The sequence below is a fragment of the Thalassospira sp. UBA4513 genome, from assembly GCF_002388495.1.
GTDB classification, from domain to species: domain Bacteria; phylum Pseudomonadota; class Alphaproteobacteria; order Rhodospirillales; family Thalassospiraceae; genus Thalassospira; species Thalassospira tepidiphila.
Genome location: NZ_DGMR01000031.1, coordinates 6,658 through 31,932, shown reverse-complemented (window position 1 = coordinate 31,932; position 25,275 = coordinate 6,658). Strand labels below are relative to the sequence as shown.

Annotated in this window: 25 protein-coding genes; 15 read left to right on the top strand and 10 right to left on the bottom strand. The window is 55.1% G+C overall.

Annotated features, from left to right (window positions below; all coding sequences use genetic code 11):
- The first annotated feature begins 49 nt into the window (after positions 1-49).
- Positions 50-1,405, top strand: a complete 1,356-nt coding sequence (locus B2T33_RS12350) for a DnaJ domain-containing protein (RefSeq protein ID WP_286792131.1) — start codon at positions 50-52, stop codon at positions 1,403-1,405.
- Positions 1,406-1,453: 48 nt separating this feature from the next.
- Here the strand turns inward: B2T33_RS12350 and B2T33_RS12345 are convergent, their stop codons facing one another.
- From B2T33_RS12345 to B2T33_RS12335, 3 genes are all read right to left on the bottom strand, one after another.
- Positions 1,454-2,914 (bottom strand): aminoacyl-histidine dipeptidase, encoded by a 1,461-nt coding sequence (locus B2T33_RS12345; RefSeq protein WP_286792129.1) that lies wholly within the window; start codon positions 2,912-2,914, stop codon positions 1,454-1,456.
- Between the two features lie 188 nt (positions 2,915-3,102).
- Positions 3,103-3,612: a GNAT family N-acetyltransferase gene (locus tag B2T33_RS12340; RefSeq protein WP_286792127.1), complete on the bottom strand. Its 510-nt coding sequence runs from the start codon at positions 3,610-3,612 to the stop codon at positions 3,103-3,105.
- Positions 3,613-3,712: 100 nt separating this feature from the next.
- Complete coding sequence (locus B2T33_RS12335; RefSeq protein WP_210517260.1) at positions 3,713-5,344, bottom strand: sensor domain-containing diguanylate cyclase; 1,632 nt, start codon at positions 5,342-5,344, stop codon at positions 3,713-3,715.
- A gap of 287 nt (positions 5,345-5,631) precedes the next feature.
- On the opposite strand from B2T33_RS12335, the gene B2T33_RS12330 reads away from it, so the two are divergent.
- Together B2T33_RS12330 and B2T33_RS12325 are read left to right on the top strand one after the other, a co-directional pair.
- The gene (locus B2T33_RS12330; RefSeq protein WP_120224887.1) at positions 5,632-6,243 is read left to right on the top strand and encodes an NUDIX domain-containing protein; all 612 of its coding nucleotides are present in this window, start codon (positions 5,632-5,634) and stop codon (positions 6,241-6,243) included.
- 140 nt (positions 6,244-6,383) lie between these two features.
- Positions 6,384-7,382, top strand: coding sequence for a cysteine synthase A (locus B2T33_RS12325; protein ID WP_286792123.1), 999 nt, complete (start codon positions 6,384-6,386; stop codon positions 7,380-7,382).
- A 60-nt stretch (positions 7,383-7,442) separates the two neighbouring features.
- Here the strand turns inward: B2T33_RS12325 and B2T33_RS12320 are convergent, their stop codons facing one another.
- Positions 7,443-8,801 (bottom strand): MFS transporter, encoded by a 1,359-nt coding sequence (locus B2T33_RS12320; RefSeq protein WP_286792121.1) that lies wholly within the window; start codon positions 8,799-8,801, stop codon positions 7,443-7,445.
- A gap of 111 nt (positions 8,802-8,912) precedes the next feature.
- Between B2T33_RS12320 and B2T33_RS12315 the strand changes: the two genes are divergently transcribed.
- Positions 8,913-9,818: a LysR family transcriptional regulator gene (locus B2T33_RS12315; RefSeq protein WP_286792120.1), complete on the top strand. Its 906-nt coding sequence runs from the start codon at positions 8,913-8,915 to the stop codon at positions 9,816-9,818.
- Positions 9,819-9,838: 20 nt separating this feature from the next.
- Here the strand turns inward: B2T33_RS12315 and B2T33_RS12310 are convergent, their stop codons facing one another.
- Positions 9,839-10,426 (bottom strand): AAA family ATPase, encoded by a 588-nt coding sequence (locus B2T33_RS12310; protein ID WP_252723917.1) that lies wholly within the window; start codon positions 10,424-10,426, stop codon positions 9,839-9,841.
- A gap of 82 nt (positions 10,427-10,508) precedes the next feature.
- On the opposite strand from B2T33_RS12310, the gene B2T33_RS12305 reads away from it, so the two are divergent.
- The 3 genes from B2T33_RS12305 to B2T33_RS12295 all read left to right on the top strand — a co-directional run bounded on the left by B2T33_RS12305 (position 10,509) and on the right by B2T33_RS12295 (position 13,444).
- The gene (locus tag B2T33_RS12305) at positions 10,509-11,528 is read left to right on the top strand and encodes an LLM class flavin-dependent oxidoreductase (protein WP_197145073.1); all 1,020 of its coding nucleotides are present in this window, start codon (positions 10,509-10,511) and stop codon (positions 11,526-11,528) included.
- Between the two features lie 181 nt (positions 11,529-11,709).
- Positions 11,710-13,284 carry an L-lactate permease gene (locus B2T33_RS12300; RefSeq protein ID WP_197145074.1) on the top strand — a complete coding sequence of 525 codons (1,575 nt, stop codon included), beginning with the start codon at positions 11,710-11,712 and terminating at the stop codon, positions 13,282-13,284.
- Between the two features lies 1 nt (position 13,285).
- Entirely contained in the window at positions 13,286-13,444 is a 159-nt protein-coding gene (locus B2T33_RS12295; protein WP_156518947.1) for a hypothetical protein, read from the top strand.
- A gap of 54 nt (positions 13,445-13,498) precedes the next feature.
- Here B2T33_RS12295 and B2T33_RS12290 read toward each other — a convergent pair whose 3' ends face one another.
- On the bottom strand, positions 13,499-14,131 hold the full coding sequence (locus B2T33_RS12290; protein WP_197145075.1) for a LysE family translocator: 633 nt from the start codon (positions 14,129-14,131) through the stop codon (positions 13,499-13,501).
- A gap of 372 nt (positions 14,132-14,503) precedes the next feature.
- Between B2T33_RS12290 and B2T33_RS12285 the strand changes: the two genes are divergently transcribed.
- Positions 14,504-16,180 (top strand): inverse autotransporter beta domain-containing protein, encoded by a 1,677-nt coding sequence (locus B2T33_RS12285; RefSeq protein ID WP_197145076.1) that lies wholly within the window; start codon positions 14,504-14,506, stop codon positions 16,178-16,180.
- 73 nt (positions 16,181-16,253) lie between these two features.
- Complete coding sequence (locus B2T33_RS12280; protein WP_197145077.1) at positions 16,254-17,417, top strand: PA0069 family radical SAM protein; 1,164 nt, start codon at positions 16,254-16,256, stop codon at positions 17,415-17,417.
- A gap of 48 nt (positions 17,418-17,465) precedes the next feature.
- On the opposite strand, the gene B2T33_RS12275 is transcribed toward B2T33_RS12280, so the two are convergent.
- From B2T33_RS12275 to B2T33_RS12265, 3 genes are all read right to left on the bottom strand, one after another.
- A complete protein-coding gene (locus tag B2T33_RS12275; protein WP_197145078.1) occupies positions 17,466-17,744 on the bottom strand; it encodes a tyrosyl-tRNA synthetase in 279 nt (92 codons plus the stop codon).
- Positions 17,745-18,043: 299 nt separating this feature from the next.
- Complete coding sequence (locus B2T33_RS12270; RefSeq protein ID WP_040823776.1) at positions 18,044-18,571, bottom strand: hypothetical protein; 528 nt, start codon at positions 18,569-18,571, stop codon at positions 18,044-18,046.
- An 87-nt stretch (positions 18,572-18,658) separates the two neighbouring features.
- On the bottom strand, positions 18,659-19,318 hold the full coding sequence (locus B2T33_RS12265) for a hypothetical protein (RefSeq protein WP_197145079.1): 660 nt from the start codon (positions 19,316-19,318) through the stop codon (positions 18,659-18,661).
- Positions 19,319-19,589: 271 nt separating this feature from the next.
- Here B2T33_RS12265 and B2T33_RS12260 point away from each other — a divergent pair, with 271 nt between their 5' ends.
- From B2T33_RS12260 to rpmF, 5 genes are all read left to right on the top strand, one after another.
- Positions 19,590-20,300, top strand: coding sequence for an alanyl-tRNA editing protein (locus tag B2T33_RS12260; protein ID WP_197145080.1), 711 nt, complete (start codon positions 19,590-19,592; stop codon positions 20,298-20,300).
- 168 nt (positions 20,301-20,468) lie between these two features.
- Complete coding sequence (gene sseA / locus B2T33_RS12255) at positions 20,469-21,326, top strand: 3-mercaptopyruvate sulfurtransferase (protein WP_197145081.1); 858 nt, start codon at positions 20,469-20,471, stop codon at positions 21,324-21,326.
- A 44-nt stretch (positions 21,327-21,370) separates the two neighbouring features.
- Positions 21,371-21,889, top strand: a complete 519-nt coding sequence (locus B2T33_RS12250; protein ID WP_197145082.1) for a GNAT family N-acetyltransferase — start codon at positions 21,371-21,373, stop codon at positions 21,887-21,889.
- Positions 21,886-22,572 carry a GNAT family N-acetyltransferase gene (locus B2T33_RS12245; protein ID WP_197145083.1) on the top strand — a complete coding sequence of 229 codons (687 nt, stop codon included), beginning with the start codon at positions 21,886-21,888 and terminating at the stop codon, positions 22,570-22,572. Before B2T33_RS12250 ends, B2T33_RS12245 begins: the two co-directional genes overlap by 4 nt.
- Positions 22,573-22,613: 41 nt before the next feature.
- The gene (gene rpmF / locus B2T33_RS12240; protein ID WP_007090029.1) at positions 22,614-22,793 is read left to right on the top strand and encodes a 50S ribosomal protein L32; all 180 of its coding nucleotides are present in this window, start codon (positions 22,614-22,616) and stop codon (positions 22,791-22,793) included.
- Between the two features lie 129 nt (positions 22,794-22,922).
- On the opposite strand, the gene B2T33_RS12235 is transcribed toward rpmF, so the two are convergent.
- Entirely contained in the window at positions 22,923-23,879 is a 957-nt protein-coding gene (locus tag B2T33_RS12235; protein WP_286792117.1) for a threonine ammonia-lyase, read from the bottom strand.
- Positions 23,880-24,047: 168 nt separating this feature from the next.
- Between B2T33_RS12235 and metC the strand changes: the two genes are divergently transcribed.
- Complete coding sequence (metC, locus tag B2T33_RS12230; protein WP_197145085.1) at positions 24,048-25,232, top strand: cystathionine beta-lyase; 1,185 nt, start codon at positions 24,048-24,050, stop codon at positions 25,230-25,232.
- The last annotated feature ends 43 nt before the right edge of the window (positions 25,233-25,275 follow it).

Below are 25,275 nucleotides of genomic sequence, written 5' to 3'. Positions count from 1 at the left end.
GCTGGATTACTGCGCTGACAAGCATGCCTGACAGGAATTTTCATTCATCATGAACACCGATAACCTCGGCATTTATTATCGCATGCTGAACATTGCGCCGGGGGCGAGCGCAAAGGAAATCAAACTGGCCTATCGTAAGCTGGCCTTTGAATTTCATCCGGACCGCAACACAGACCCGGACTCCGAGGACAGGTTCAAGGACATTACCGAAGCCTATGAAATCCTGATTGGCGAACGTAAACCGCCCAAGCAATCAGGCAATGCGCCATCGGGAGCCCAAAAGTCCGGTACCGCCAGCAACGGGACATCAACTGCTTATGGCCCGAACGCAGCGGGTCCGCAAAATGCGAACCGCCAGAAACAGGGATTTGCCGGCGCCGGGCGCAAACAGGAAAAAGCCAAAGAAACTGCCGAGGAAAAGTTTGCCCGCGCCAATCAGGCCTACCGTGAACAGCAGGCCAAGGCCAATGCGCGCAAAAGCAACATTCATCCCGGTGCGCGTCGCCACAAAGGAAAAAAGACCGAACCCAACGCACAAGGCTTTATTCAGTGCGCGGTCACCGGCGTGGTGTCGGCCCAACCGCGTCAGGTCGAATTCAAGGTCGTGCGCGGTTTTCTGAATTCCTGCAATATCGAAACCATCACCGCCAACCTCGCCCCCAAAGGCGCAAAGCGCATGGCGCTTAAGGCCAGTTTCAAGACCTGGCTTCGGGGCTTCTGGGGCTGGAAGAGCTTCTTACCGGCCTGGAAGGCAATTATTGGCAACATGCGCGGCGGCACTTTCCCGCCGGAAGGCAACGCCAAAATGCTGTTTACCCAGGCCAATGCCTTTGAACGGTCTGGCAACAAGCCGCTTGCACGCGCAGTTCTGATGCAGGCGCTTGATTTCATCGGGTCAAACCGCTCTGCCCTTGCTGAACAGGTGCGCGCAACCCAGCGCCGCCTGGATGACGGGCAACCGGCACGGCGTGTTCGCGACGAATGGAAGCGTGCGGGCATGTTCGATGCCCTGCTCCATCTTAGTCCTCTGTTTCTGCTAATCTTTGCCGCTCTGATTGCCTTTGGCCCCGGCCAGGGATTTGTCACCCGTGACATCCCTGAACTGGTTGCCCGCCAAGGCACGGAAATCACCCGTCAGGTCAAGGACCTGATTGGCGAAGAACGCGAACCCTATTATGTCGATCGCGAACTTCTGAACCTCCGCGATGGTCCAAGTGTCAATGACACCATAATTCGCCGACTTACCCGCTTTGAAACTGTCTATGTCGCAGGCGACAGTCAGGGATTCTGGATCGAAATTGAAACCAGCATTGGTGAAAACGGCTTTGTGAACCTTGACGCACTGGTCCCAGGAAATGGTTCTGATGCCCGCGATGCGTGGTGTGCTGAAAACAAATGCGACTGACCGGTTCCCCGATCAGTCGCATCAACGTCATCAAATCCGATAAAGGCCTCATCCCTTGGCCGGGATCGCCTTCAGCGCAGCCAAAAGATAATCCCAGAAGCGCGCAACGCTTGGCACATGGACGCATTCATCCGGGCTGTGCGCGCGTTTGATGGTCGGACCGAACGAAACCATGTCCCAGTGCGGGTATTTCGATCCCAACACGCCGCATTCAAGACCGGCGTGAATGACACGAATTTCCGGTTCCTTGCCAAACATGTCCTTGTGAACCGCCTTCATCAGGCTGACCACTTCGCTGTTGGCATCAGGCTTCCAGCCCGGATAAGCATCGCCCCAGGCAACAGATGCGCCGATATTCTCAAATACCGCTGTTGCGACCTCACGCATGGCATCGCGCGCAGAATTGATCGAGCTACGCGCGGACAGCGTCACCTTGGCCTTACCTTCGCCAAGCTTGACGATGGCAAGATTGATCGAGGTTTCGACAACGCCTTCGACTGAGGTGCTCATTGCCTGAACACCGTTCGGCGCACCAACACAGGCATTGTTGAACGCCTTGGAGTCTTTTGCGCTCATTGCCTTTGCAGGGAGATCTGCATTGGTTGCGGCAACGGCAAATTTCGGCTCAATCGCGCCAATTTCATCCTTGATGTCGCTGGCAAAAGCATTCAATGCCGCATCGAAATCAGAAACCTTGCCTTCCGGCAGAACGATGGTTGCAAACGACTCACGCGGGATGGCGTTGCGGGCGGTCCCGGCATTGATTTTAACAATACGCGCATCAAAATCACAGATCGCAGTGCGCAGGAAACGCGCCATCAGTTTGTTGGCATTGCCAAGACCAAGAATGATGTCGATGCCGGAATGGCCGCCTTTCAAACCGGTCAGCGCGATATCACGGGCCACCTGCCCTGCGCCAACGGCTTCTTCGGTGTAGTCATAGCTTGCGACCAGATCACCACCGCCAGCACAACCAACGCAAAGCTCGTACTCGTCTTCGGTATCAAGGTTGAGAAGGATCTCACCCTTAAGGCGGCCCGGTTCCAGGTTCATCGCACCGGTCAGGCCGCGTTCTTCATCAACCGTGAAAAGAAGTTCAAGCGGGCCGTGTTCAAGACCGTCTTCGGTCATGAAGCCCATCATTGCGGCCGCACCGATGCCGTTATCTGCACCAAGGGTGGTGTTATCGGCAGTAATCCATTCCCCATCCATCACCATGCGGATCGGGTCGGTGTCGAAATTGTGGGTCGACCCGGAATTGGCCTGGGTCACCATGTCGACATGGGACTGCAAGATCACCATTTTGCGGTCTTCAAAGCCGGCTTTTGCCGGAACGGATACAACAAGGTTGCCACCGCTGTCGCGGAAATGCGCAAGCCCCTTGTCATCGGCCATCTTTTCCAGAAGCTTTAAAACAGCTTCTTCTTTATTGGACGGACGCGGTGTATCGCAAAGTTTCTGGAAATTGTCCCAGATCGCGACAGGCGCAATTTTACGAATCTCGTTCACGGTGGCGCTCCTGGCAAATTTTCGTCTACGGGTTCTCACTTACCCAGAACAGTTGATTACCTTATTGCCGCGCGAATTTAAAGCGTGCCAAGGACGTTTTCGACCAAGCCACATACAAATTCGAAAAAACCGCATTCCGCGCGCAGTTTGCGCACGCAAAGCGGAAAAATGCGCAATATGATTTTAAGTTAGTCGACACCAACCACCTGACTGCGGCGCTGCAAAAGCATGACATCGCGCCATCGTCCGGCCAGCGGCCCATAGCCCATGCGCCCCAGCCCGCGCTTACGGCCGACGATGTCGAAGCCCAATGCCTGATGAATGACGAGGCTCGCTTCGTTTTCCGGAAAAATACCGGCCTCAAGCGACCAGATACCATTTTCCTCGCTGGCAGCAATCAAGGCTGCAAGCAGCGCTTTACCAATGCCCTTCCCGTGGTGATCGGGGTCAACATAGACCGATATCTCGGCAATCCCGCGATAGACACAGCGATTTGAAACGCCAGATAACCCGGCCCAGCCAATTACGATGTCATTGTCGTCGCAGGCAACCAGCCGGCATTCCGGCAAATGTCCCTGATCCCAATCTTCCCAGGTTCCTGGATTTTCCTGAAACGTGGCATGGCCCGATTTGATGGCCTGCCCATAGATTTCAACAACACGATTACCATCAGAAACGGTCATGGAACGAACACGCATTACGGCCTCGCACAGAAACTGCCACGCAACTACCAAATAGCTGCGGCATCGAATGTCAGGAAAGCATTATGGAAAGCGATGATAATCGATGATCTGGTAATCAGCTATCTTGTTCTTGCCCGGCGAAGCGAAAGACAAGTTGATCACGTCCGGCATCCTTGGCGGCGTACATTGCTTCGTCTGCGACCTTCATCGCTTCTGACAGTTCGATGAATTTTTGCCGGCCCTCGCCGCCGACCGTTGCGCCAAAGCTGGCCGTTACATTGACATACTCCGTACCGGACTTGTCAATTGGCACCCTGATTTCACGGATCATGTTCGACAAACGCTCGCCAATGCGCTTGGTGACCGCAGCAGTCGCAGATGGCAGCAATACCGCAAATTCCTCACCACCCAGCCGAACGACAAGATCGTCGTCACGCAACGCCTGACGCAAGGTATCGGCAACCCTCTCAAGAACCCGGTCGCCCACAGCATGCCCGTGGGTATCATTGACAATCTTGAAGTAATCAAGATCAAGAACGATCAACCCGAACAGCCAGCTTTTATCCTTGAGATGGCGAATTTCGCGCAATCTGCTGACCGCACTTTCAAAACCGCGACGGTTAAGCGCACGGGTCAACGCATCGGTTGACGCCAGGGTGTCTAGCATCTGCTCCTTGCGCTTGTGATCGGTAATATCCGTCGCCGACACCATGACGCCGCCATCATCCATCATGTTCATGCGGATGTCAGCCAGTCGGCCGGATGGTGTTTGCATTTCGTCGATATTGGCATGGCCATGCCCGTTTCGCATCATCTCGGCACAACATTCATGCAGTGCCGAAATATCAAAGACCGGTTCGGATCCATCCGTTGTTTCTCCGCCGAAAAGACGGGAAAACTCGTGATTGAAATGAATAACCTCAAGCTTGTCATCAAGCATCGCGACAGCCGACGGCACCATCCGGATGACTTCGGTAACCGCCTGTTCCAGGCTTGCTTTGGCCCGGACAAGTTGCTGATGCATTTCGACTTCGTCGCGAACATCATGGGCAGTCGTCAGGATCGCCGGCTTGCCGTCATACCAAAGAATGCGTTCATCGGTCAGGTCACGCCAGACCGAGCTGCCATCATCGAGAATATCACGCACACGGTGCCGGTCGCCGCGTCGTTCGCCGCTGAGAATTGCCGCGACATGGCGAATTGCGCGCGGACGATTTTCATCGGGGATAAAGCGAAGGATATTGGGGTTTTCCATAAAGGCACTGACGTCCTTTGCCCCCATCAGGCGGGCAAAGCTTTCATTAACGTACAATGCAGTCATGTTGCGATGGACCATCACACCAATGAAAGATCGACCCAGCATATGGTCGACCTGCATCGCAGTCGTACCATTGTCAATCATCTGTGCCGTGGTCAGGACCGCATTACCGCCTTCCCATTCGACGGTCTCGTCACTGATTTCCATCCAGACCGGCGTTCCATCCGTCCGGATGTTGTAAACTTTCTTCCAGCCGTGGAAACCGCTGCTTTTCTGGAAACTGTTGGAAAGCTTGTCCGCCTCGTGATGGAAACTTGGCGGAATATACTGGCGCATGTCAGGGTCGCTCATAAAGTCCGAGACATCGCGACGGCCCAGCATTTTCGCATAGGCATCGTTGACATACACAGCTTCGAGATCCTTGTGTACAACAACGCCTACGCGTGACCGCCCATACAGACGTGCGATTTCTGTTGGTTCGAACCGCATCAACGTCCTGTATCCCCCGACACATCTAAACCCTGAATGAAAGCACAGTTATCTAAGACTTGTTTCTCTGCGCACCATATTCGAAAGATTACATCAGTTTTGATGCAATTGAAACCGACGGATGCCACCCTCTCCCCGGCAAATATGGTCACGATGAGAAACATCATGCTATCAAATAACAGCAGATCAGCCCGAATATATAAGAACTACAAAATATTAAGAGCAACGATAAATCAACTGAATAGATCGACAATGTCACATTTTCCGGGAGAAACGCCGTGACAGAAATGAAATTTAAAATAATTGCCAAAAATCGAAGCTGGGACGGTTACTGCAAGATTGATGTCTATCAGTTGCAACATGACCGATTTGATGGTGGTCAAAGCCCTGTCTTGCAACGCGAAGTCCTTGAACGCGGCCACGCTGTTGCCGTCCTGCCCTATGATCCGGTCCGCGATGAAGTTGTGTTGATTGAACAATTCCGTCCAGGTGCCATTTCTGTCAACGACAGCGACCCAACAATGCCGATCTGGCTGACCGAAATCGTTGCAGGCATCATAGAAGACGGCGAGACGGCCGAAGATGTTGCACGCCGTGAAACGTTTGAAGAAGCCGGATGCGAACTTATCGGATCGCCCGAACTGATTTCGCATTATTACGTAACACCGGGATGCTCGACTGAAACGGTCCACCTGTTTTACGGTCAGGTCGATACCACCAATGTTGGCGGGCTGCATGGCGTCGCCGAGGAAGGTGAAGATATCCGGGTCTTCACAGTATCGGCCGAAGAATGCTTTGCCATGTTGCAGAATGGACAACTCTGCAATGCAATGACGACCATCGCCGTTCAGTGGCTGATGCTAAACCGCGACCGACTTCGGCAGAATTCAGAGGCTTGAGGAAGCCGAAGTGATTAATCAGAAAAAAACAGTAATCACACAAAATTTACGTTATATTTTTTAATCTGCCTTGACTTTTGTGTGCAAAAAGATCAATCAACTATCAAACACATTTGAAATCACCATGTTTGGAGTCTGTCATGGACATTCGCAATGGCACCATCGAAGCCATTGGCCGCAGCCCGCTTGTGAAGCTTAAAAAGGTTTCCGAGCTGACGGGCTGCACCATTCTTGGCAAGGCGGAATACGCAAACCCGGGCGGGTCGGTCAAGGACCGCGCAGCCCTTGCCATCATTCGCGACGCCGAGGCGCGCGGTCTTCTGCAACCGGGCGGCGTCATCGTCGAAGGTACGGCTGGCAACACCGGCATCGGTCTTGCCGTTGTCGGCAATGCGCTGGGCTATCGCACCGTGATCGTCATCCCGGAAACCCAAAGCCAGGAAAAGAAAGACCTGCTGCGGCTTCTCGGTGCGGATCTGCGCGAAGTTCCGGCTGTCCCCTATCGCGATCAGAACAACTATGTGCATGTATCGCGCCGTCTGGCCGAAGAACTTGCAAAGTCCGAACCCAATGGCGCGATCTGGGCCAACCAGTTTGACAACGTCGCCAACCGTCAGGGTCACATCGACACCACCGCCCCCGAAATCTGGGAACAGACTGACGGCAAGGTCGATGGCTTTATCTGTGCAGTTGGTACTGGCGGCACGCTGGCCGGTGTCTCGATGGCGCTTAAGGATCGTAACAAAAACATCCAGATTGGCCTTGCCGATCCGATGGGTGCCGCCCTTTACAGCCACTACAAGTTCGGTGAACTGAAATCCGAAGGCAGCTCGATCTCGGAAGGTATTGGTCAGGGTCGTATCACCGCCAACCTTGAAGGCGTTGAGATCGATCACCCGTTCCAGATCTCGGACGAGGAAATGTTGCCAATCGTGTTTGACCTGCTCAAGGAAGAAGGTCTGTGCATGGGGGGCTCCACAGGGATCAACATCGCTGGTGCGGTGCGCCTTGCACGTGAACTCGGCCCGGGCAAAACCATCGTCACCATTCTGTGTGACCTCGGCACCCGCTATCAGAGCAAGCTTTGGAACCCTGCGTTCCTTAAGGAAAAAGGCCTGCCGAGCCCCGATTGGCTCTAAGCCGAAGCCATCCTGAAAGATAAAACCCCCGTCCGGTTTCCGGCGGGGGTTTTGTTTTAATCAGGTCGCGCGAGCAACCTCGTTTCGGGATTGGCGGGTGTTCTGCGCTGCACACGCCCAAAGGTAAAGTCCGCAGAACAGCGCGCACAGCAACAGTGATCCGGCAAAGCCCGCCACCGCGTTCCATCCGCCCTGATCCCAGAACCAGCCACCAACCGACCCCATGATGCTGGATCCCAGATAATAGGCCAGCAGATACAGTGACGACGCATGCCCCTTGGCCGTTTCGGCAAGCCGCCCGACCCAGCCACTGGCAATCGAATGGGCAACGAAAAAGCCACTGGTCAGGACAACAATCCCGCCAATGATCACCGACAGGCTGTCAGATACGGTCAGTCCGACACCAAGGGCCGCTAACAACAGCCCCACCACCAGGACCGGTCCACGTCCGATTTTGTCTGATAGCGCACCGGCAATCGATGAGGTCACCGACCCGCACAGATAGACCACAAAGATCAAGCCAATCTGACTTTGCGACAGGCCATAGGGCGCATCCGAAAGACGGAAGCCGACATAGTTAAACACCGTCACAAAGCAGCCCATGGCAAAGGCACCGATCAGGAACACGAACGGCAAGCCCGCATGTTTGAGATGCCCGCCCCAGGCCCGCAGGTGATAACCCACCTGGAAGCCCGGACGACGGACAAAGTTCCGCGATGCCGGCAACAGAACAGCAAACCCAAGGGCCGCGATAAGGCCCAAGCCCCCCATCGCGCCAAGGGCAATGTGCCAGCCGAACAGATCAGTCAGAAAACCGATCACGACACGGCCGCTCAGGCCGCCGATCGCCGTCCCGCTGATATAGATGCCCATCGCCATACCAAGGCCCTTGGGATCTATTTCCTCGGCCAAATAAGCCATCGCAACGGCCGGAACCCCGCCCAGCATCAGGCCTTCCAGCGCGCGCACGACAAGAAAGGCATGCCAATCGGACAGAAACGGCGCGATCAGGTTCAAAACAGATGCCACGCAGATAGAAATCAGCATCAGCTGCTTGCGCCCGACGGCCTCTGACACAGCACCGGCCAGCAAAATAGCAAAGGCCAGAAACCCGGTGGTCAGTGAAAGTGCGAGCGAGCTTTCAGCCGGTCCAACCACAAAGTGGCTTGCAAGTTCCGGCAACAGTGGCTGCACACAGTAAATCAGCGAAAAGGTCGCGTATCCGGCCAAAAACAGTGCAATGCTGATACGGCGAAATGCGGGCGATCCCGGCTTTATCCAAACCGGATCGGCAGACGCATTTGCGTTGGTGGACGCGAGCGAGCTTTGCAAACGTATGGGGGGCGTTGCATCAGATGACGCCGTATCAGCAGCACTAACAGAATGTTGTTCTGGGTCAGTGTCCCGGGGAACAGCCATTTGCGACCTCTTTTGGAATGGTTCGTGGGGTGACGCTTATGATTGCACTATCGCGCCTATCCGTCCAATATATGGAAGTGTCTTCTGTGATATGTTTTAGGTATATCAGCGATGGAACTACGCCATATCCGCTACTTCCTTGCCGTCGCCCGCGAGGGAAATTTTACCCGTGCTGCGGCCCGCATCGGCATCGGGCAGCCACCGCTTAGTCAGCAAATCCGCGATCTGGAAAATGAAATCGGCACGGCCCTTTTTCATCGCGTCCCCCATGGCGCAGAACTGACGGAGGCAGGCATGGCGTTTCTTGAGGTCGCCGCCCAATTTCCTGATCTGGCAGAGCGCGCCATTCGTGCCGCCCAACGCGCCGGGCGCGGCGAAGTCGGATCAATCCGGGTTGGCTTCACGGCGTCCGCTGCATTCAGCCCGTCTGTTCCGCGCGTGTTCCGTGACTTCCGGCGCAGTTACCCCGGCGTTGAAATGACACTCGAAGAAGCCAACTCTGCCCAACTCGTCGCCGGCCTGCGCGATGAACGCCTTGATGCGGTGTTCCTGCGACAAGATACGATTGCGGGCGATGGCATTCGCCTGCATGTGATTTCAAGCGAACCGATGGTGCTTGTCCTTCCATCCGGTCACCCGGCTGCCCAACAAGAAAAGGTCGCCTTGTCTGAACTGCGTGACGAGGCCCTGATCCTGACCCCGCGCGCGGTCGGCCCAACCCACTATGACAAGGTTGTCACCGCCTGTCGTGACGCCGGGTTTGAGCCGCAAATGGGCCAGATCGCGCCACAGCTCGGATCCGTAATCAATTTCGTTGCGGCCGAGCTTGGCTTTTCACTGGTCCCCAAACCAATGACGCAGCTTCAGGCAAAGGGTGTCGCCTATCGCGAAATTGAAGGCGAAGTGCCCATTGCGCAGTTGTCGCTGGCCTATCGCAGCAATGATATCTCGATTGCTCTTCGCAATTTCGTCAGCCGTGCGCTCGCCGCCCATCGGCAACCAAGAATTGATGAATAGACGAATAGCTATGTTTTAATTCAGATACTGGCGATCTTCTTCCGAACAAAACTGACAAGTATGTCAGAAGAAGCACAAAGGGATTGGGCCGCGGTGTCAATCACCAGATCCACATCCGGCCAGGGGTGATATTCACGATCACATACCTTTTGCCAGTCGGGCAGTTTCAGGTTTTCTATGTCACCCTTTCGGGTTTCAACCCGGTAACGATGCTCATCAACATCAGAACAAATCAGTTCAATCTGCACAAAAGGCTTGTCTGCGATTATCGCGGCTTCTCGCCACGCGGCGCGGGATAATTCGATCGGATTTACCGCATCGCCGATCACAAGGTGGCCAAGGCGCAAATTATCTGTCGCGATCCGGTTTGCAGCGACATACCCAACCGGGCCCATTTCATCGGATGGTACGACACCGCAATCAATAACTGCCTGCTCGATTGTATCAATTCGCAGATGGATCGCGCCAAGTTCCTGAGCCACCAATCTGGCAATTGACGTTTTGCCGACACCGGGCAATCCACCAAGAATAATCAACATTTTCAACGTCCCTTGATTGTGCCTGTATATGAACATTCCAGTTAGGGACTGGCAAGATGGTTCATTCACGCTAGATTAATGCCAACTGTGAAATCAGGCGCGCCGCTGAAGTCTATTTCTGTGATGCCCGCGCCAAACCGAAAGTCTGGCTATGCTAAGATATTCCCTTCTTGATCTTTGCCCGGTAAATGCGGGTGAACATCCCTCCGATGCGTTGCGAAATACGCTGGCACTCGCCCAACATGCCGAAAAGCTTGGCTATCATCGTTATTGGCTGGCCGAACATCACAATATGCCCGGCATCGCCAGTGCCGCGACGTCTGTTGTCATGGCCCATGTCGCGGCGGGTACCAAAACCATCCGCGTTGGGTCAGGTGGCGTCATGCTACCCAACCATGCGCCGCTGGTAATTGCCGAACAGTTCGGCACCCTTGATGCACTTCATCCGGGCCGTATTGATCTGGGCATTGGCCGTGCGCCGGGCACGGATCAACGCACCGCAGCCGCCCTTCGCCGTGACATGCATGGGTCCGAGGAACGCTTCATTCAGGATGTCCTGCAGGTACAGGCATTCCTTGCCCCGCTTGAAGGCAATCCACCAATCCGGGCCGTGCCGGGCTATGGCTCGCAGGTCCCGATGTGGCTTTTGGGCAGCAGCCTGTTTTCAGCTGACCTCGCCGCCCGTCTTGGCCTGCCCTTTGCCTTTGCATCGCACTTTGCGCCCGACATGCTGATGGATGCGCTGACCCTTTATCGCAACCGGTTTGAGCCAAGCGAAGCACTTGATAAGCCCTATGCGGTTGCCGCGATGGGCTTCTTTGCCGCCGATACCGACGAGGAAGGCGAATATCTGGCCACCTCGATGCAGCAGCAGTTCCTGAACCTGCGCCGCGGGACGCCAGGCCAATTGCCAAAACCTGTCAAGGATATGAGCGAAATCTGGAACCGCGTCGAAAAGGCTGGCGTTGATCACGCCATGCGCTATGCCGCGATTGGCGGGCGCGATACGGTGCGCAAGAAACTGCGCGAATTTGCCTATATAACCAAGGCAGACGAAATCATGGTCACCGCCAACATCTATGATCAGACGGCACGCCTGAAATCCTTTGAAATCGCTGCCGAGCTGTTTGGCGAAATGAATGCAAAGTCCGAGAACAAAGACTGCGCCTAAGACCAAGCGACACCTTGTTTTTGCAAATGCCGGGTTCCCGAGTGAATCCGGCATTTTGCTTTCATCATACGAAATACCAGAACACACCACTTGCGCTTGCATCATTGGTCGGACAATATGCGCGTCCCGTTGAAGACTTCAACGATAGCCCCTTGTTTCAAAAGGTTATGGTGCGCCCTTCATGACCAACTTCCTGCTGGCAGCCCTGCCAATTGCGACCATTCTGTTTCTGATGATCAAGGTCAACTGGGGCGCTGCGCGTGCTGGTGCGGCTGCCTGGTTTGTTACCGTCATCCTAGCAGTGTTCTTCTTTGGCGCGCCGACCGACATGCTGATCATTGCCCAGGCCAAGGGCGTGATGCTGGCCCTTTACATCCTTTATATCGTCTGGGCCGCACTGATCCTGTATTTCGCGGCCGAAGAAGCCGGCGCGATCAAAACCATCGGGCGTGCCATTCGATCACTCACGGATGATCGGCCACTACAGCTTTTGATCTTGGGCTACGTGTTCGCAAGCTTCCTTCAGGGCGTTGCGGGCTTCGGCGTTCCGATTGCCGTTGTAGCACCGCTTTTGCTTGGCATGGGTTTCTCACCGGTTTTGGCGGTTGCTGCCCCGATGATCGGTCATAGCTGGTCAGTGCTGTTTGGCAATATGGCGACTTCGTTCGAGGCACTGATTGGTGTTACCGGCATTCCGGGTACCGAACTAACCCATTATTCGGCAATCCTTCTTGGCCTGTCGGGCTTTATGTGTGGGGCGGCTGTTTTGTGGCTTGATGGCGGGTTCAGCACCATTCGCCGTCGCATTGTGCCGCTGGTCCTGATTTCCGGCGTCATGGGCGTTGTGCAGTATTTCATGGCCAATTACGGCGTCTGGACATTGGGTGGCTTGACCGCCGGGATCTCCGGGCTTGTCGCCTCCATCATTGTGACCCGGTTCTGGAAACCGCATCCCGATGATGTCGCTGAGCAGGTTGCCGATGATCATCAGCACATGCCCTTGATCGAGGCACTGACCCCCTATCTGGTGTTTATCGTGCTGGTCACCATGGCGACCTTTGTTCCTGCAGTCGAGATGCTGCTTGGCAAGATCCGCTTCACGCTTGAGTTCCCGGAAACGGCCACTGCAACCGGTTGGGTGATCGAAGCCGAAAGTGCCAAGGCCATCGCGATCTTTGGCCATCCGGGCGCGCTTTTGCTTTATACCGCCGCCATCAGCTTCACGTTCTTTAAGCTGCGCGGTCATTACGATGACCGCATTGGTAAACGTATCTGGCAACGCACGCTGAAAAGCGGCCTTCCGACCAGCATCGGCATGGTGCCGGTGATCGGTCTTGCCATCATCATGGACCATGCCGGCATGACCTATGCCCTGGCCGAAGGCGGGGCTGCGGTCTTTTCCGGGGCGTTTGCCATTGCCTATCCGGTGATTGCACCGGCAATTGGCGCGCTGGGTGCCTTCATGACCGGCAGCACGAATAATTCCAACGTTGTCTTTGGCATGTTCCAGCGCCACACCGCCGAACTTTCCGGCCTTTCAACCGCCCTTGTTCTGGCCGCCCAAGCAACGGGCGCATCACTTGGCAGCATGCTGGCACCGTCAAAAATTCTGGTTGGCTGCTCGACTGTCGGGTTGTCGGGCAAGGAAGGACCAGTGCTGTCGGTCGTTCTTAAAACCGGTGTTATCCTGACCGCACTATGCGGCTTAATGGCACTGGGCATACTTCTGATCACGACGATGAACGGGGGCGCGTAACATGAAAAACAAACTGTTTAACCCGGTCTTTCTGGTCCTGACCTCAATCATCCTGCCTATTGCGGCGTTTGAGGCCCTGGTGACAGACAACGTCGCCGCAAGCGACATTCTGTTTGCCCTGTTCTGTGCTGTCATGGCCCTGATTGTCGTGCGCAAATAAAAAGCCCGCCGATCCACCTGACCGACGGGCTTACAAGAATATCTTGGCCAAACCTTAGGGGCGAAGGGCTGCCAGCTTGACGCCAAAGGCAATGAATACTGCCCCGGTGGTTGCCTTGAGCGCACGTTGGAAACGACCACTCCCGGCAAAGCGGGTCAGGCGTGCCAGCAACATGATCATGGCTGCAAACCAGATGGCGTTGATCGCCGCATGCAAGCACACCAGCATGAAGGCCGAGGTCATCGCCCCCTCACCCACCGGGATGAATTGCGGAAACGCTGCCAGATAGAATATCGAGACTTTCGGGTTCAGCGCATTGGTCAGAAATCCCTCGCCATAGGCCTTGATCAGGGTGCGTTTGCGCTTTGCCGGTGATACTTCGGCAACCGTTTTCACCCCGCGCCAGGCATCACGCAATGCCTTGAACCCGACCCAGCACAGATAAGCTGCCCCCAAAAATTTGACGATCATGAAGGCCTGTGCCGATTGCACAAGGATGACCGAAATACCAAGGATCGACAGAGTCCCATGCAGGTAAAAGGCCGTCACAAATCCGGCCACATTGGCCATCCCGGCCATACGTCCTGATGTCGGCACAGTCTTTGCGACCAGCACGCCATTGGGGCCTGGCGACATGACAAGCAGTGACGCAACCAGCGCAAAACTCAAAACCTGTGACCAATCCATGGGGCGATCCTTTGCAAATGATCAAACGGTGCGCATTGACTGATGACGTTTCGCACCTTGCCTTGACTATATCCCGCCTTGATCAACCAACAAGAAAATCATTGTGGCCATACATTTTCCCTGCCCGGTCCGGTCAGCCTGCCGGGATCAGGAAAATGATAACTTCTGGGAAAATGATAACTTCTGGGAAAATGATAAAGAATAGAAGTGGCCGCCAGCATCAGGCGGCACTACGGTCGGTGCAACAAAATCAATATGGCAAAAGCCATGCAACGGCGGGGCACGAAACTCCCCACGAGCAAAATCTTCTGATGTCTTGGCAATGTGCCTGCCCCCGCAGGCGCAATGTGAGCCCTGCTGACTAGGTTAAACATGCACGTTACACGATCCATCCTTTCTATCCTTCTTAGCGCCCCCTTCCTGCTAGCTGCACCAGTTGCCCAAGCCGCCGCAGAACCACCCGGCCCGAAATGGGGACCGCATATTGATCTCGAAGGCAAAGGCGGAACAGATCGTAACCTTGGCGAGACGGACCTGTTCATTCCGCTTTGGCAGGATGAGGACACACTGACCTTCACCAGCCTTCGCGCCCGGATGGATGACAATAACAGCCACGAAGGGAACTTCGGTCTTGGCATCCGGCAGATGCTTGATTCGGGATGGAACATTGGTGGCTATGGTTACTTTGACCGCCGCCACAGCCCCTATGGCAACAAATTCAACCAATTGACCTTCGGTGCAGAGGCCCTATCACTTGATTGGGACTTTCGCGCCAATGCCTATGTCCCGATCGGCACGACACAATACTTCGAGGACAGTCTAAGTACTGTTGATGTGAGTGGCACAACCTTGATGTACAATCAGGGTGAAGAACGTGCATTACGTGGCTTTGACGGGGAAATTGGCTGGCGCATTCCGTTATTTGCGGCTGATGCAGGACAGCAACTCCGTGCCTATGCCGGTGGTTATCGCTTTAAGGAAGACGGCGTTGATACGGTACAGGGTCCGCGTGGGCGACTGGACCTGACCTTTGATGAAGTTCCCTTTTTGTGGGAAGGGTCGCGCTTCTCTCTCGGGGCGGAAATTCAGCATGACAGCCCACGGGGCACGCAGGGCTTTGCCAGCTTCCGCCTTCGTATCCCGTTGCAGGGCTTTGGCGATACTCCGAAACCCCGCCTGAGCGCGATGGAACGGCGCATGACCGATCCCATCATTCGCGACATTGATGTGGTCAGTCAGGCCGGACAGTTTTCAGAAGCAACTGAAATCACCCAGACTGCCGACGGGGAAACGATCACAGTTCTGAACAGCAACTCGACATCGGCGGCGAACTTTGCCACTGACATTGCCAATGCAGGTGCCAATTCAACCGTGATCCTGAGCGGCAATTACACCGCAATCAATTCCGTCACAACGGTTCAGAGTGGACAAACAATTGTCGGGGGTGGCGCACTCGACATCAAAACCCCGACAGGACGGTCGGTTACGGTCACCATTCCGGATGCATCGATCTCGGGCACCGGCAGCAATGGCGGCGCCGGCGGTGGTGCACGTCTCTTTAACATGGCCGATAACAGCAGTCTGGTTGGTGTGACCGCGAACGTTAACACGACCGGGTCAGCATACATCGTCCACATCGAAGGAAAGCAAAATGTTACCATTCGGAACAACAACCTGACAACGCAGAACGGCACCTCAACCGCAGGCGCTATCATAATCAGAGACAGCCAGGATGTTACGATCAAGAATAATGTTTTATCCATTACCTCCGATGGAAATGGTGCCCGATTCCTGGCGATTATCGGCAACAATTCCAACATCAGCATCGATGACAACAAGCTTTCCGTGAGCGGAGCAGGCTTCGACAAGCGATTTGTATTCTTCGCCAATTCATCAACCATAAACAACCTGTCAGGGACAGGTAACACCACCAATAACCTCAACCCATGTGGTGACGGCGGCGGAACCCTTCCCACCGTTACTGGCTCAGTCACGGTAGACGGCACCGCGGTAGACAGCACCGCAGTAAACAACCTCGAATGTCGATAGCTTGATACTGTACAAAATCTGGACATATCGGCTTTGGCTTGAATGTTCTTTTTTTGTTCTTTATTGTGAGCATATGAAGAACAATATCAGCCAACCCCATGCCCACACCGGCGCTGTCATTTTTGATGATGGATGGTCAAACGCGAAATGTGATCTGAACATCTTGCCCGCCCGCGGACAAAAGGGACGCGGCGCGATGTCCAATATTGACGGGCGATTTGAACGTCATATCCATCAGGCGGTTGATGACGGATGGCTGGGCACATTGATGGAAGATCAGGACGCCCCACGCACCAAAACCACCCTTGGCATAGATGGTGCGCGTTCTGTGATCACCCGCAATCAAAGCCCGGATGTCCCGTTTGATCGCTCGATCAACCCCTATCGTGGCTGTGAGCATGGCTGTGTGTATTGCTTTGCGCGCCCGACCCATGCCTATCTGGGTCTGTCGCCCGGTCTTGATTTTGAAACCAGACTTTTCTGGAAACCGGAAGCCGCCGAGCTTTTGCGCAAGCAGCTGTCGTCAAAAGCCTATCAACCCGCCCCGATCGTGATTGGCACAAGTACCGATCCCTATCAGCCAGTTGACCGCGACAAGCGACTGACGCGGTCGATCATCGAAGTTCTGGCCGATTGCCAACATCCCTTTTCGCTGATCACCAAAAGCGCACTGGTCACCCGTGACATTGATCTGATTGCCCCGATGGCCGCCCGAAACCGGGCATCGGTGGCAGTATCCGTCACAAGCCTTGATCACCGGCTGTCAAACCTTCTGGAACCCCGTGCCTCTGCCCCACACCGCAGGCTTGAGGCCATCCGAAAACTGTCAGATGCCGGCATTCCCGTCACCGTCCTTTGTGCGCCGGTTATTCCGGGCCTGAATGATACGGAGATCGAAAAGATCGTTGCAGCCTGCAAGGACGCCGGTGCGCAATCGATTGGTCACATCGTCTTGCGCCTGCCGCTTGAAATCGCCGATCTGTTCGAAGAATGGCTAGAGGCCCATTACCCTGATCGCAAGGCAAAGGTGATGTCGCTGATCCGTCAGATGCGCGATGGCCAAACCTATCAGTCGGAATTTGGCACCCGCATGCGCGGCACCGGCCCGATTGCCGATCTGATCACCAAACGTTTTGAGGCTGCCCGCAAAAAGCATGGCCTGACCAACCGGTCTCTCAACCTTGATTGCGGCGGTTTCAAACGTCCCAGCGCGAACGGGCAAATGTCGCTGTTCTGACATCACCAGCAACATCGCCCATATCCCGCAACAGATACCCCATCCGGTTCAGTCCGCGCGCCGGATCAGCATCGTGCTGTTGCCCCCAACCGTAAGGCGCAGCACTTCGCCATCATCAAAGGCGTAGCTCAGGATATGATGGTCGGGATCAATGATCTGTTTGCCTTCGATGGTGACAGCACCACGTGCAACCAGTTCACTTGCCGCCGTGCTGGTCTCGGCAAAACCGGCCATCAGAATAAGCGGCACCACCCCGATCCCGTCTTTCAGGGCATTGGGCGTGAAATCAAGTGTCGGCATGCGATCAGCAAGAGAGATATGGGTCATTTTCCGGTTTCCTTGTTGGTGAAGCCACCTCGGGCAAACCGGTTTATGGAAAAAACAAAGGCCGCCCTGGGGCAGCCGGTCTTGGTTTAATTTACAAACACATCAACAGGCGCCGCGCTATGTGCACGACGTAAAATAGGCGTTCTGATGTGTAATAATGTTTTCCATGCTTTTATGCATATGGCGCTTTTTTCGTTTGGTCAAGCCGCTTGTTGCCCCCCCCCACGCCAAAGAAAACACCCGCCAGCAAAACCGGCGGGTGCAACGAAACATTGATGCCTGACCTAAAAGCGAAGATCCTAGCTGACAACCCGATAGCGGGCATGCACTGCCGGTTCGCTGATGATGGCGGGATCGATCATGGCATTCACCGCGTCCTGTGCTTCGCTGGCGGCAACACCTTCGCGGTCCTTGGCGTTTACATTTCCGTCTTCGCAAAGCGCCCTGGCACGTGCACTTTCAAAGAAGCGCAAACCACGTTTTTCCATGACATACAGGGTTTCACCACCCCACTGTCCGGTCCAGACAAGACCAGAAAGACCTTCCATTTCCCGTTCAATCCGGGTCGGCGAAATCGGCATTCCGAGGCAAGTGGTCAAAAGGAAGGAAAGTTCGGCCGCGGTCACCCCGTCTTCACAGCATTCCTCGGCCAGAACCGACATCACCGCCATGGTCACAACCCGAAGCGAAACCTTTTCCGCATCAAGCCCCGGGAACCGGTTTTGCTGAAGTTCGACAATGTCGTTGGCAATACGATCAACATCGCCACGAATGACATAACGGCCCCGCCATACCCGGCAGCTGCTTCTGACTTCCCACGCGCTCATGATTTGGTCCCACCCGTTTTTGTTTGTCCCTGCTAAAAAAGATACAACAAACATACATAACGTCAATATCTTTTTCGACTTTTTGTATTATTTTATACACTCGTCACGAAACCAGCGGAAGCCATCAGCAGCAACGGTGTAACCGTCCTCGCCCTCGACCTCTTCAAGGTAGCCTCTTGCCACGGCCACATGGAAATCCCGGCTAAAATTGCGCGGCATCCGCAGGTGATCCTGGCGGCGCAAAAGCCGGCGGACATCACCGCGCGTTACAAAACTCCTGCTGTCGCGATATTGCAGCCAGATTGCCGCCAGCAAGATTATCTCGGCAAAGCCACGCGGTTGCAGGCGTCCGACCAGATCGGCAAAACTGCCAACAAATCCCGTAATGAACATGCCGGGATCTATTGCGCCGGAAAATGCCGCATCGCCTGTATATCCAATGGCACCATATGTCTCGCCCGCCCCCGGCACGCTACTGGCTGCGGTCACGGCGCGATCATCCACCTTGCCCCCCGCACCTTCCTTGGCGAAGCCATCAACCGCGCCGTTATCGCGCGGGTGACCGCCACCCGAAACACCAGGTACAGAACCACGCACCGCGCCAACAGCCATACCCGGCACTGACGGCGCCTGCCCGAACAAAGCAGCCATAACCACCGGCAAACGCGCAGGCGGGATCGCACATTCGAGATCGACTGGCCCGAAGTCCCCTTCACCGGAAAGCTTGACATGGATAATGGCTGGCACGGCTATATCACTCCTGAAACACAACGCAGCGATACCATACATTACGTATAATTTTCAACATCAATATTACATTTATGTATACTAACTTACATACCAGCCGACGGATTGCCGTAACTTTGGCCTCGACAATTGCCGGTCCGCCACCGCACCATAATCCCGGCAATCAATCCTTTCGCACCAATCCTGTGCGACGAACGGACGCCCCGGCACCAAACGCCGGGCGGTAAAATCAAGAACGCCATCAACCGCCACCAACGGGAGACCAGAAAACATGACACGCCTGATGTTTCGCGAAGACGCCTATGCACAGAATTGCAATGCCACCGTCACCAGCATTTCAGATCGCGGCATTGAACTTGATCAAACGGTGTTTTACGCGACCGCTGGCGGCCAATCGGGTGATATCGGTACACTAACCCTTAGCGATGGCACGACCCTTCCCGTCGTTACCACGGTCAAGGATCGCGAAACCGGGCGTATCTTGCACATCATTGCTGATGATCATCCCCTGCCCGCGGTTGGCGATACGATCACAGCCGAACTTGATTGGGACAACCGCCACAAGCTGATGCGCTTTCACACCTGCCTGCATCTTCTGTGTGCTGTGATCGAAGGCGATGTCACGGGCGGCAATATCGCTGCCCACAAGGCGCGGCTGGACTTCAACCTGCCAGAGCTCACGCTCGATAAGGATGAAATCAGTGAGAAGCTTAACGAACTGATCGCACGCGATGCCGATGTCTATGACGGGGAAATCTCCGTGGCCGAGCTTAAAGCCAACCCGGAACTGGTGCGCACCATGTCGGTACAGCCGCCAATGGACGGACATTCCATCCGGACCGTCACCATCGAAGGGATCGATTTCCAACCCTGTGGCGGTACCCATGTGCGCAAAACCGGCGAGATCGGCAAGGTCATGGTTTCCAAGATCGAAAAGAAAGGCCGCCAGAACCGACGGATCAATATCGTATTTGACGACTGATGCCATTTGCAATTGGCAACCAGCAAACATACGGATCACCACCATCCGGTTTGACTGCCAGTTGCCAGCAAGCGGCAGGACCGTTACAAATTTAAATAGATTCAGGACCAAATTTAAAACAATCCCGGAACCAACCGGAAATCCACCACCGTCAATCGGAGCTTGTCCATGACCAACCCACTTTCCGACGCCCTTGTGTCCACCCAATGGCTTGCGGATCACCTTGATGCACCGGATGTGCGCGTCGTCGATGCCAGCTGGTACATGCCAGCCGAAAACAAGAATGCCCGCGACTTCTATGATGCCGAACACATTCCGGGCGCAGTTTTCTTTGATATCGATGATATTGCCGCCGATGACAGCGCCCCGCTGCCACACATGATGCCCGATGCAATCAAGTTTTCCGCCAAGGTTCGCAAACTTGGCCTCGGCGATGGTGTCCGTGTGGTTGTCTATAGCCAAAAGGGTTCCGCCCTTGCCGCCTGCCGTGCATGGTGGATGCTGCGTCATTTTGGCCACCACGATGTCGTCGTGCTCGATGGCGGCCGGCCAAAATGGATCGCCGAGGGACGCCCGGTCACTGATGCACCGACCCCGCCGCGCGAACGCCACTTTACCGCACGCGCCAACAGCTTTTTGCTGCGTGAATATGATCAGGTTCTATCGAACGTCAAAACCAAACGCGAACAGCTGGTGGATGCGCGCGCAGGCGAGCGGTTCCGTGGTGAAGTTGACGACCCGTGGGGCAAATCTGGCCACGTTCCCGGCTCCTACAACCTGCCCTTTACCGAACTTCTGAATGCTGATGGCACGTTCAAGTCGGCGGATGAAATCAAGGCCGCGTTCGACGCAGCAGGTGTCGATCTCAACAAACCGATTGTTGCAAGCTGTGGTTCGGGCGTTACCGCCTGTGTCCTTGCCATGGGGGCCTATATTTCCGGCCACAAACAGGTCGCGGTCTATGACGGATCCTGGGCGGAATGGGCCACCACGGAAGACAGCCCGGTTGATACCGGCCCGGCCTGACCATCCGGCCCCGTCCGTATCACACATTTAAAAAGAGAAACCCGATGCCCGCCCCATCCCCGTTCGGTCCGGATATGACCAACCATACCGCCGATGGCGCGGGCATCAGACTTGAACAGCTTAAAGCCCCTACTAACGACGATATTGCCGCCATCACCCGCCTTTGGATTGCGACCGGCCTGATCCCGGCGATTCGCGATGCACGGCAGGATATTGAAAACTGTATTGCGGCCGATAACGGCAGCCTGATTGTCGCGCGCATGCCAGATGATCAGCAAATCTTTGCCACCATGATGACCGGCCATGACACTGTCTTTGGCTGGATTCATTATCTGGCAATTGCTGAACACGCCCAAGGAGGCGGCATTGGCCGCGAACTGGTAACTTTGGCCGAGGATATCCTGCGTCTTTCGGGCTTAAGTGAAATCCGGATCACGATTGAAAATGCCGCAGCGGGTGATTTTTACGCCAAACTCGGCTATGACTTTATAGCAAGCGTCACCGATCAGGCTGATCCTGATCCGCACCAAAACAAAATAATGCGCAAGAGTTTAGCCCAATGACCCCATCCAATCCGCGCAAGCTGGAAGTTGTGATCAGCTTCCTTGAAATGCAAAGCCCGCCAGAACGCGCGCCAGCCATCGTCCCGCCCGGCAAGGTCGCGATCATCCGGGCCGAAAACCCGACCCTGTCATTTTATCGCTACCTATATAATACGGTCGGCGAACCATGGCTGTGGTGGTTACGCCGCCTGATGAGCGACGAAGAACTCTCCGCGATCCTCGCCAAGCCGGAAACGCATGTTTATGTGCTTTATGTTGCCGGTGTGCCCGCGGGCTTTGCCGAGCTTGATCTGACGGACTTTGAATCGGATAACGTCATTGATCTGCACTATATGGGCCTGATGCCGGAATTCATCGGCAAGGGCTTTGGCAAATACCTGCTGGATTGGGCGATTGATACCGCCTGGAGCTTCAAGCCCACCCGCATTACGGTCAATACCTGCACACTTGATCATCCAAGTGCACTTGGGGCTTACCAAAAGGCAGGATTTGCTATATATGATCGCCGAACCGATATTGTTGATGATCCGCGCGATACAGGACTGATCCCGCATATCGACCACCATGTCGATCATGATGGTCATCCAGCGAGCGATACACCTGATCGCGAAAGTGATCCGGAAAATGCAAATAATGCAGATTCCGACACTTTGATCGTTGACTTTCCCGACCGCGCACGGTAACAAGCGCGCCTGAGTTTACCCAAGCCAGAGGATGATGACCCATGGCAGTGCCAAAGAAAAAAGTGACCAAGTCCCGTCAGGGCATGCGTCGCTCGCATGACAAGCTCGCCAAGGGCTCGTACCGCGAAGACAAAGAGACCGGCGAACTGCATCGCCCGCACCACATTGACCCGAACACCGGTATGTACCGTGGTCGTCAGGTGGTCGAGCCGAAGATGTAATTCCGCACCGGAGAGCTTTTTGCTCTTTGGCGGTTTGCGACGCTATATATTTCCGCGCCAGTCCTATCGGACTGGCGTCTGGTTTAAAAAGGGATGAAACCGTTTGGTTTCATCCCTTTTTATTTATCCCTACTCAAAACCATCCACACCGGTTCCGCACACGATCACCCTGACCCGCCCCGGATTGGGATCACCCAGGCGATCATTCATGACGGCGGCAATACCGGCGGCGGCGGAAAGCTCGACCGAAATGCCAAACTCTTTCCAAAGCCACTTGGCAGATTTTTGCATTTCCTCGTCACTGACCAACGCGATGCGATCCACATTCCTGCCAATCAGATCGACATTAAGTGCGGATGACTGACGCGGCGCCAGACTGGTGGCGGCGGTGTTCACGCTGGGCAAAGTCACGACCTCGTTGGCCTTAAGGCTTTCGAACAGGGTTGCCGCCCCGGTCGGCTCCACACCGATCACCCGGATCGATGGGCGCAACAAGCGTGCGGCTGTCGCCACACCGGCAATCAGTCCACCACCACCAATTGCCACGACCAGTGTATCAAGGTCGGGTTGCTGTTCTAAAAGCTCAAGCGCGATGGTTCCCTGCCCGGCAATCACCTTGGGATCGGCGAATGGATGGATATAGGCCATACCGCTTTCATGTGCGTGTTCCATCGCGGCACGGTTGGCGTCGTCCCAAACCGCCCCGATCAAAGCCACATCAACCCCCTGCGCGCGCAGTTTTTTGACTTTGGGCTGTGGTGTATTGGTCGGCAGGAAGATTTTCACCGGTACACCCAGTGTGCGGGCCGCATTGATCACACCCATGCCATGGTTGCCACCCGATGCGGTGCACAGCCCGGCTGATCTTTGTTCGGGTTCAAGGGCCAGTGCAGCATTCATGGCCCCGCGTGCCTTGAAGGATCCGCTGACCTGCATGTTTTCAAGTTTCAGGAACATCTCGGGGATGCGATCACGTGCGACAAAGCCCGATATATCGCCAAAATTACTGGCCGCAAACACCGGGGTCAGGCGCATATGGTCTGATATCGCCTTGCGCGCAGTGCGAAAATCCTGAAGTTCAATCACGGGGCCCCCTTGCTGTATTCTGTGTCATTCGCTGCTGTTATTGCCTGTAAAAAATAGCCTGATATCAGGCATTAACAATGGCTTTGACACAAAAAGCCTTGAATGGCCGCCGCCAAGGTGGTTTGTCTTTGAAGCATAAGACGTCGCGCCCAAGGAGAACCGCCTGTTATGTCATCGCAAAGCCCCAAACATACCGCAACCAAACTGGTCCATGCCGGTCGCCGTTCCAGCCAGTATCACGGCGTGGTCAACCCGCCGGTTCTGCATGCCTCGACCATCCTGTTTGACAGCCTGGCAGAACTTGAAAAGGCTGGTGCCTCCGTCCCCGGAAAAACGACCTATGGCCGCCACGGCACCCCGACGCGCTTTCTGCTCGAAGAAGCCGTTGCCGAACTTGAAGGTGGCTATGGCACGCTGTGCGTTTCATCGGGCGTTTCGGCGATTACCAATGCCATCCTCGCCTTTGTAAAGCCCGGCGATCATATCCTGATCACCGACAGCGCTTATTTCCCGACTCGCAACCTGTGCAATACCTTTCTTAAGAAGTTCGGGGTCGAGACGGAATATTATGATCCGGCGATTGGCGGCGACATTGCGGGCCTTATTCGCGATAACACTGCCCTTGTCTGGTGCGAAAGCCCGGGGTCGCTGACCTTTGAAATGCAGGATATTCCAGCCATCGCCAAGGCCGCGCATGCGCGCAATGTAAAGGTAATGCTTGATAACACCTGGGCTTCCCCGATCCTGTGCCGCCCGTTTGAACTGGGTGTTGATGTGTCTGTTCAGGCCGGTACCAAATACATTGTCGGTCACTCGGATGTCATGCTGGGCACCATCACGACCGCGACCGAGGAAGACCTTCTGACCATCAAGAAGCAGGTCCTGATTTCCGGTGACGCGGTTGGTCCGGATGATTGTTACCTCGCCCAGCGTGGCCTTCGCACCCTTGCCGTGCGCCTGAAACAGCACCACGAAAGCGGCCTTAAGGTCGCGAACTGGTTGCAGACCCGCCCGGAAGTCAAACGCGTCCTCCACCCGGGTCTGCCCGATGATCCGGGCCATGCCATCTGGAAGCGCGATTTCTCGGGCGCGTGTGGCCTGTTTTCCTTTGTCATGCAGCCGGTTGAAAAGGCCCAGCTTGCCAATATGGTCGATAACATGGAGCTGTTTGGCATGGGCTTTAGCTGGGGCGGTTTTGAAAGCCTGATCCTGCCCTCAGACCCGGCCAAAATCCGCACCGCCACCAAATGGGACGACGATGGTCAGCTGGTCCGGCTCCATATCGGCCTTGAAGACCCCGATGATCTGATCGCCGATCTTGAAGCCGGGTTCGCGCGGCTCAAAACGGCCTGAACCCGAAAATGACAAAGGGCGCTGAACTTTCAGCGCCCTTTTG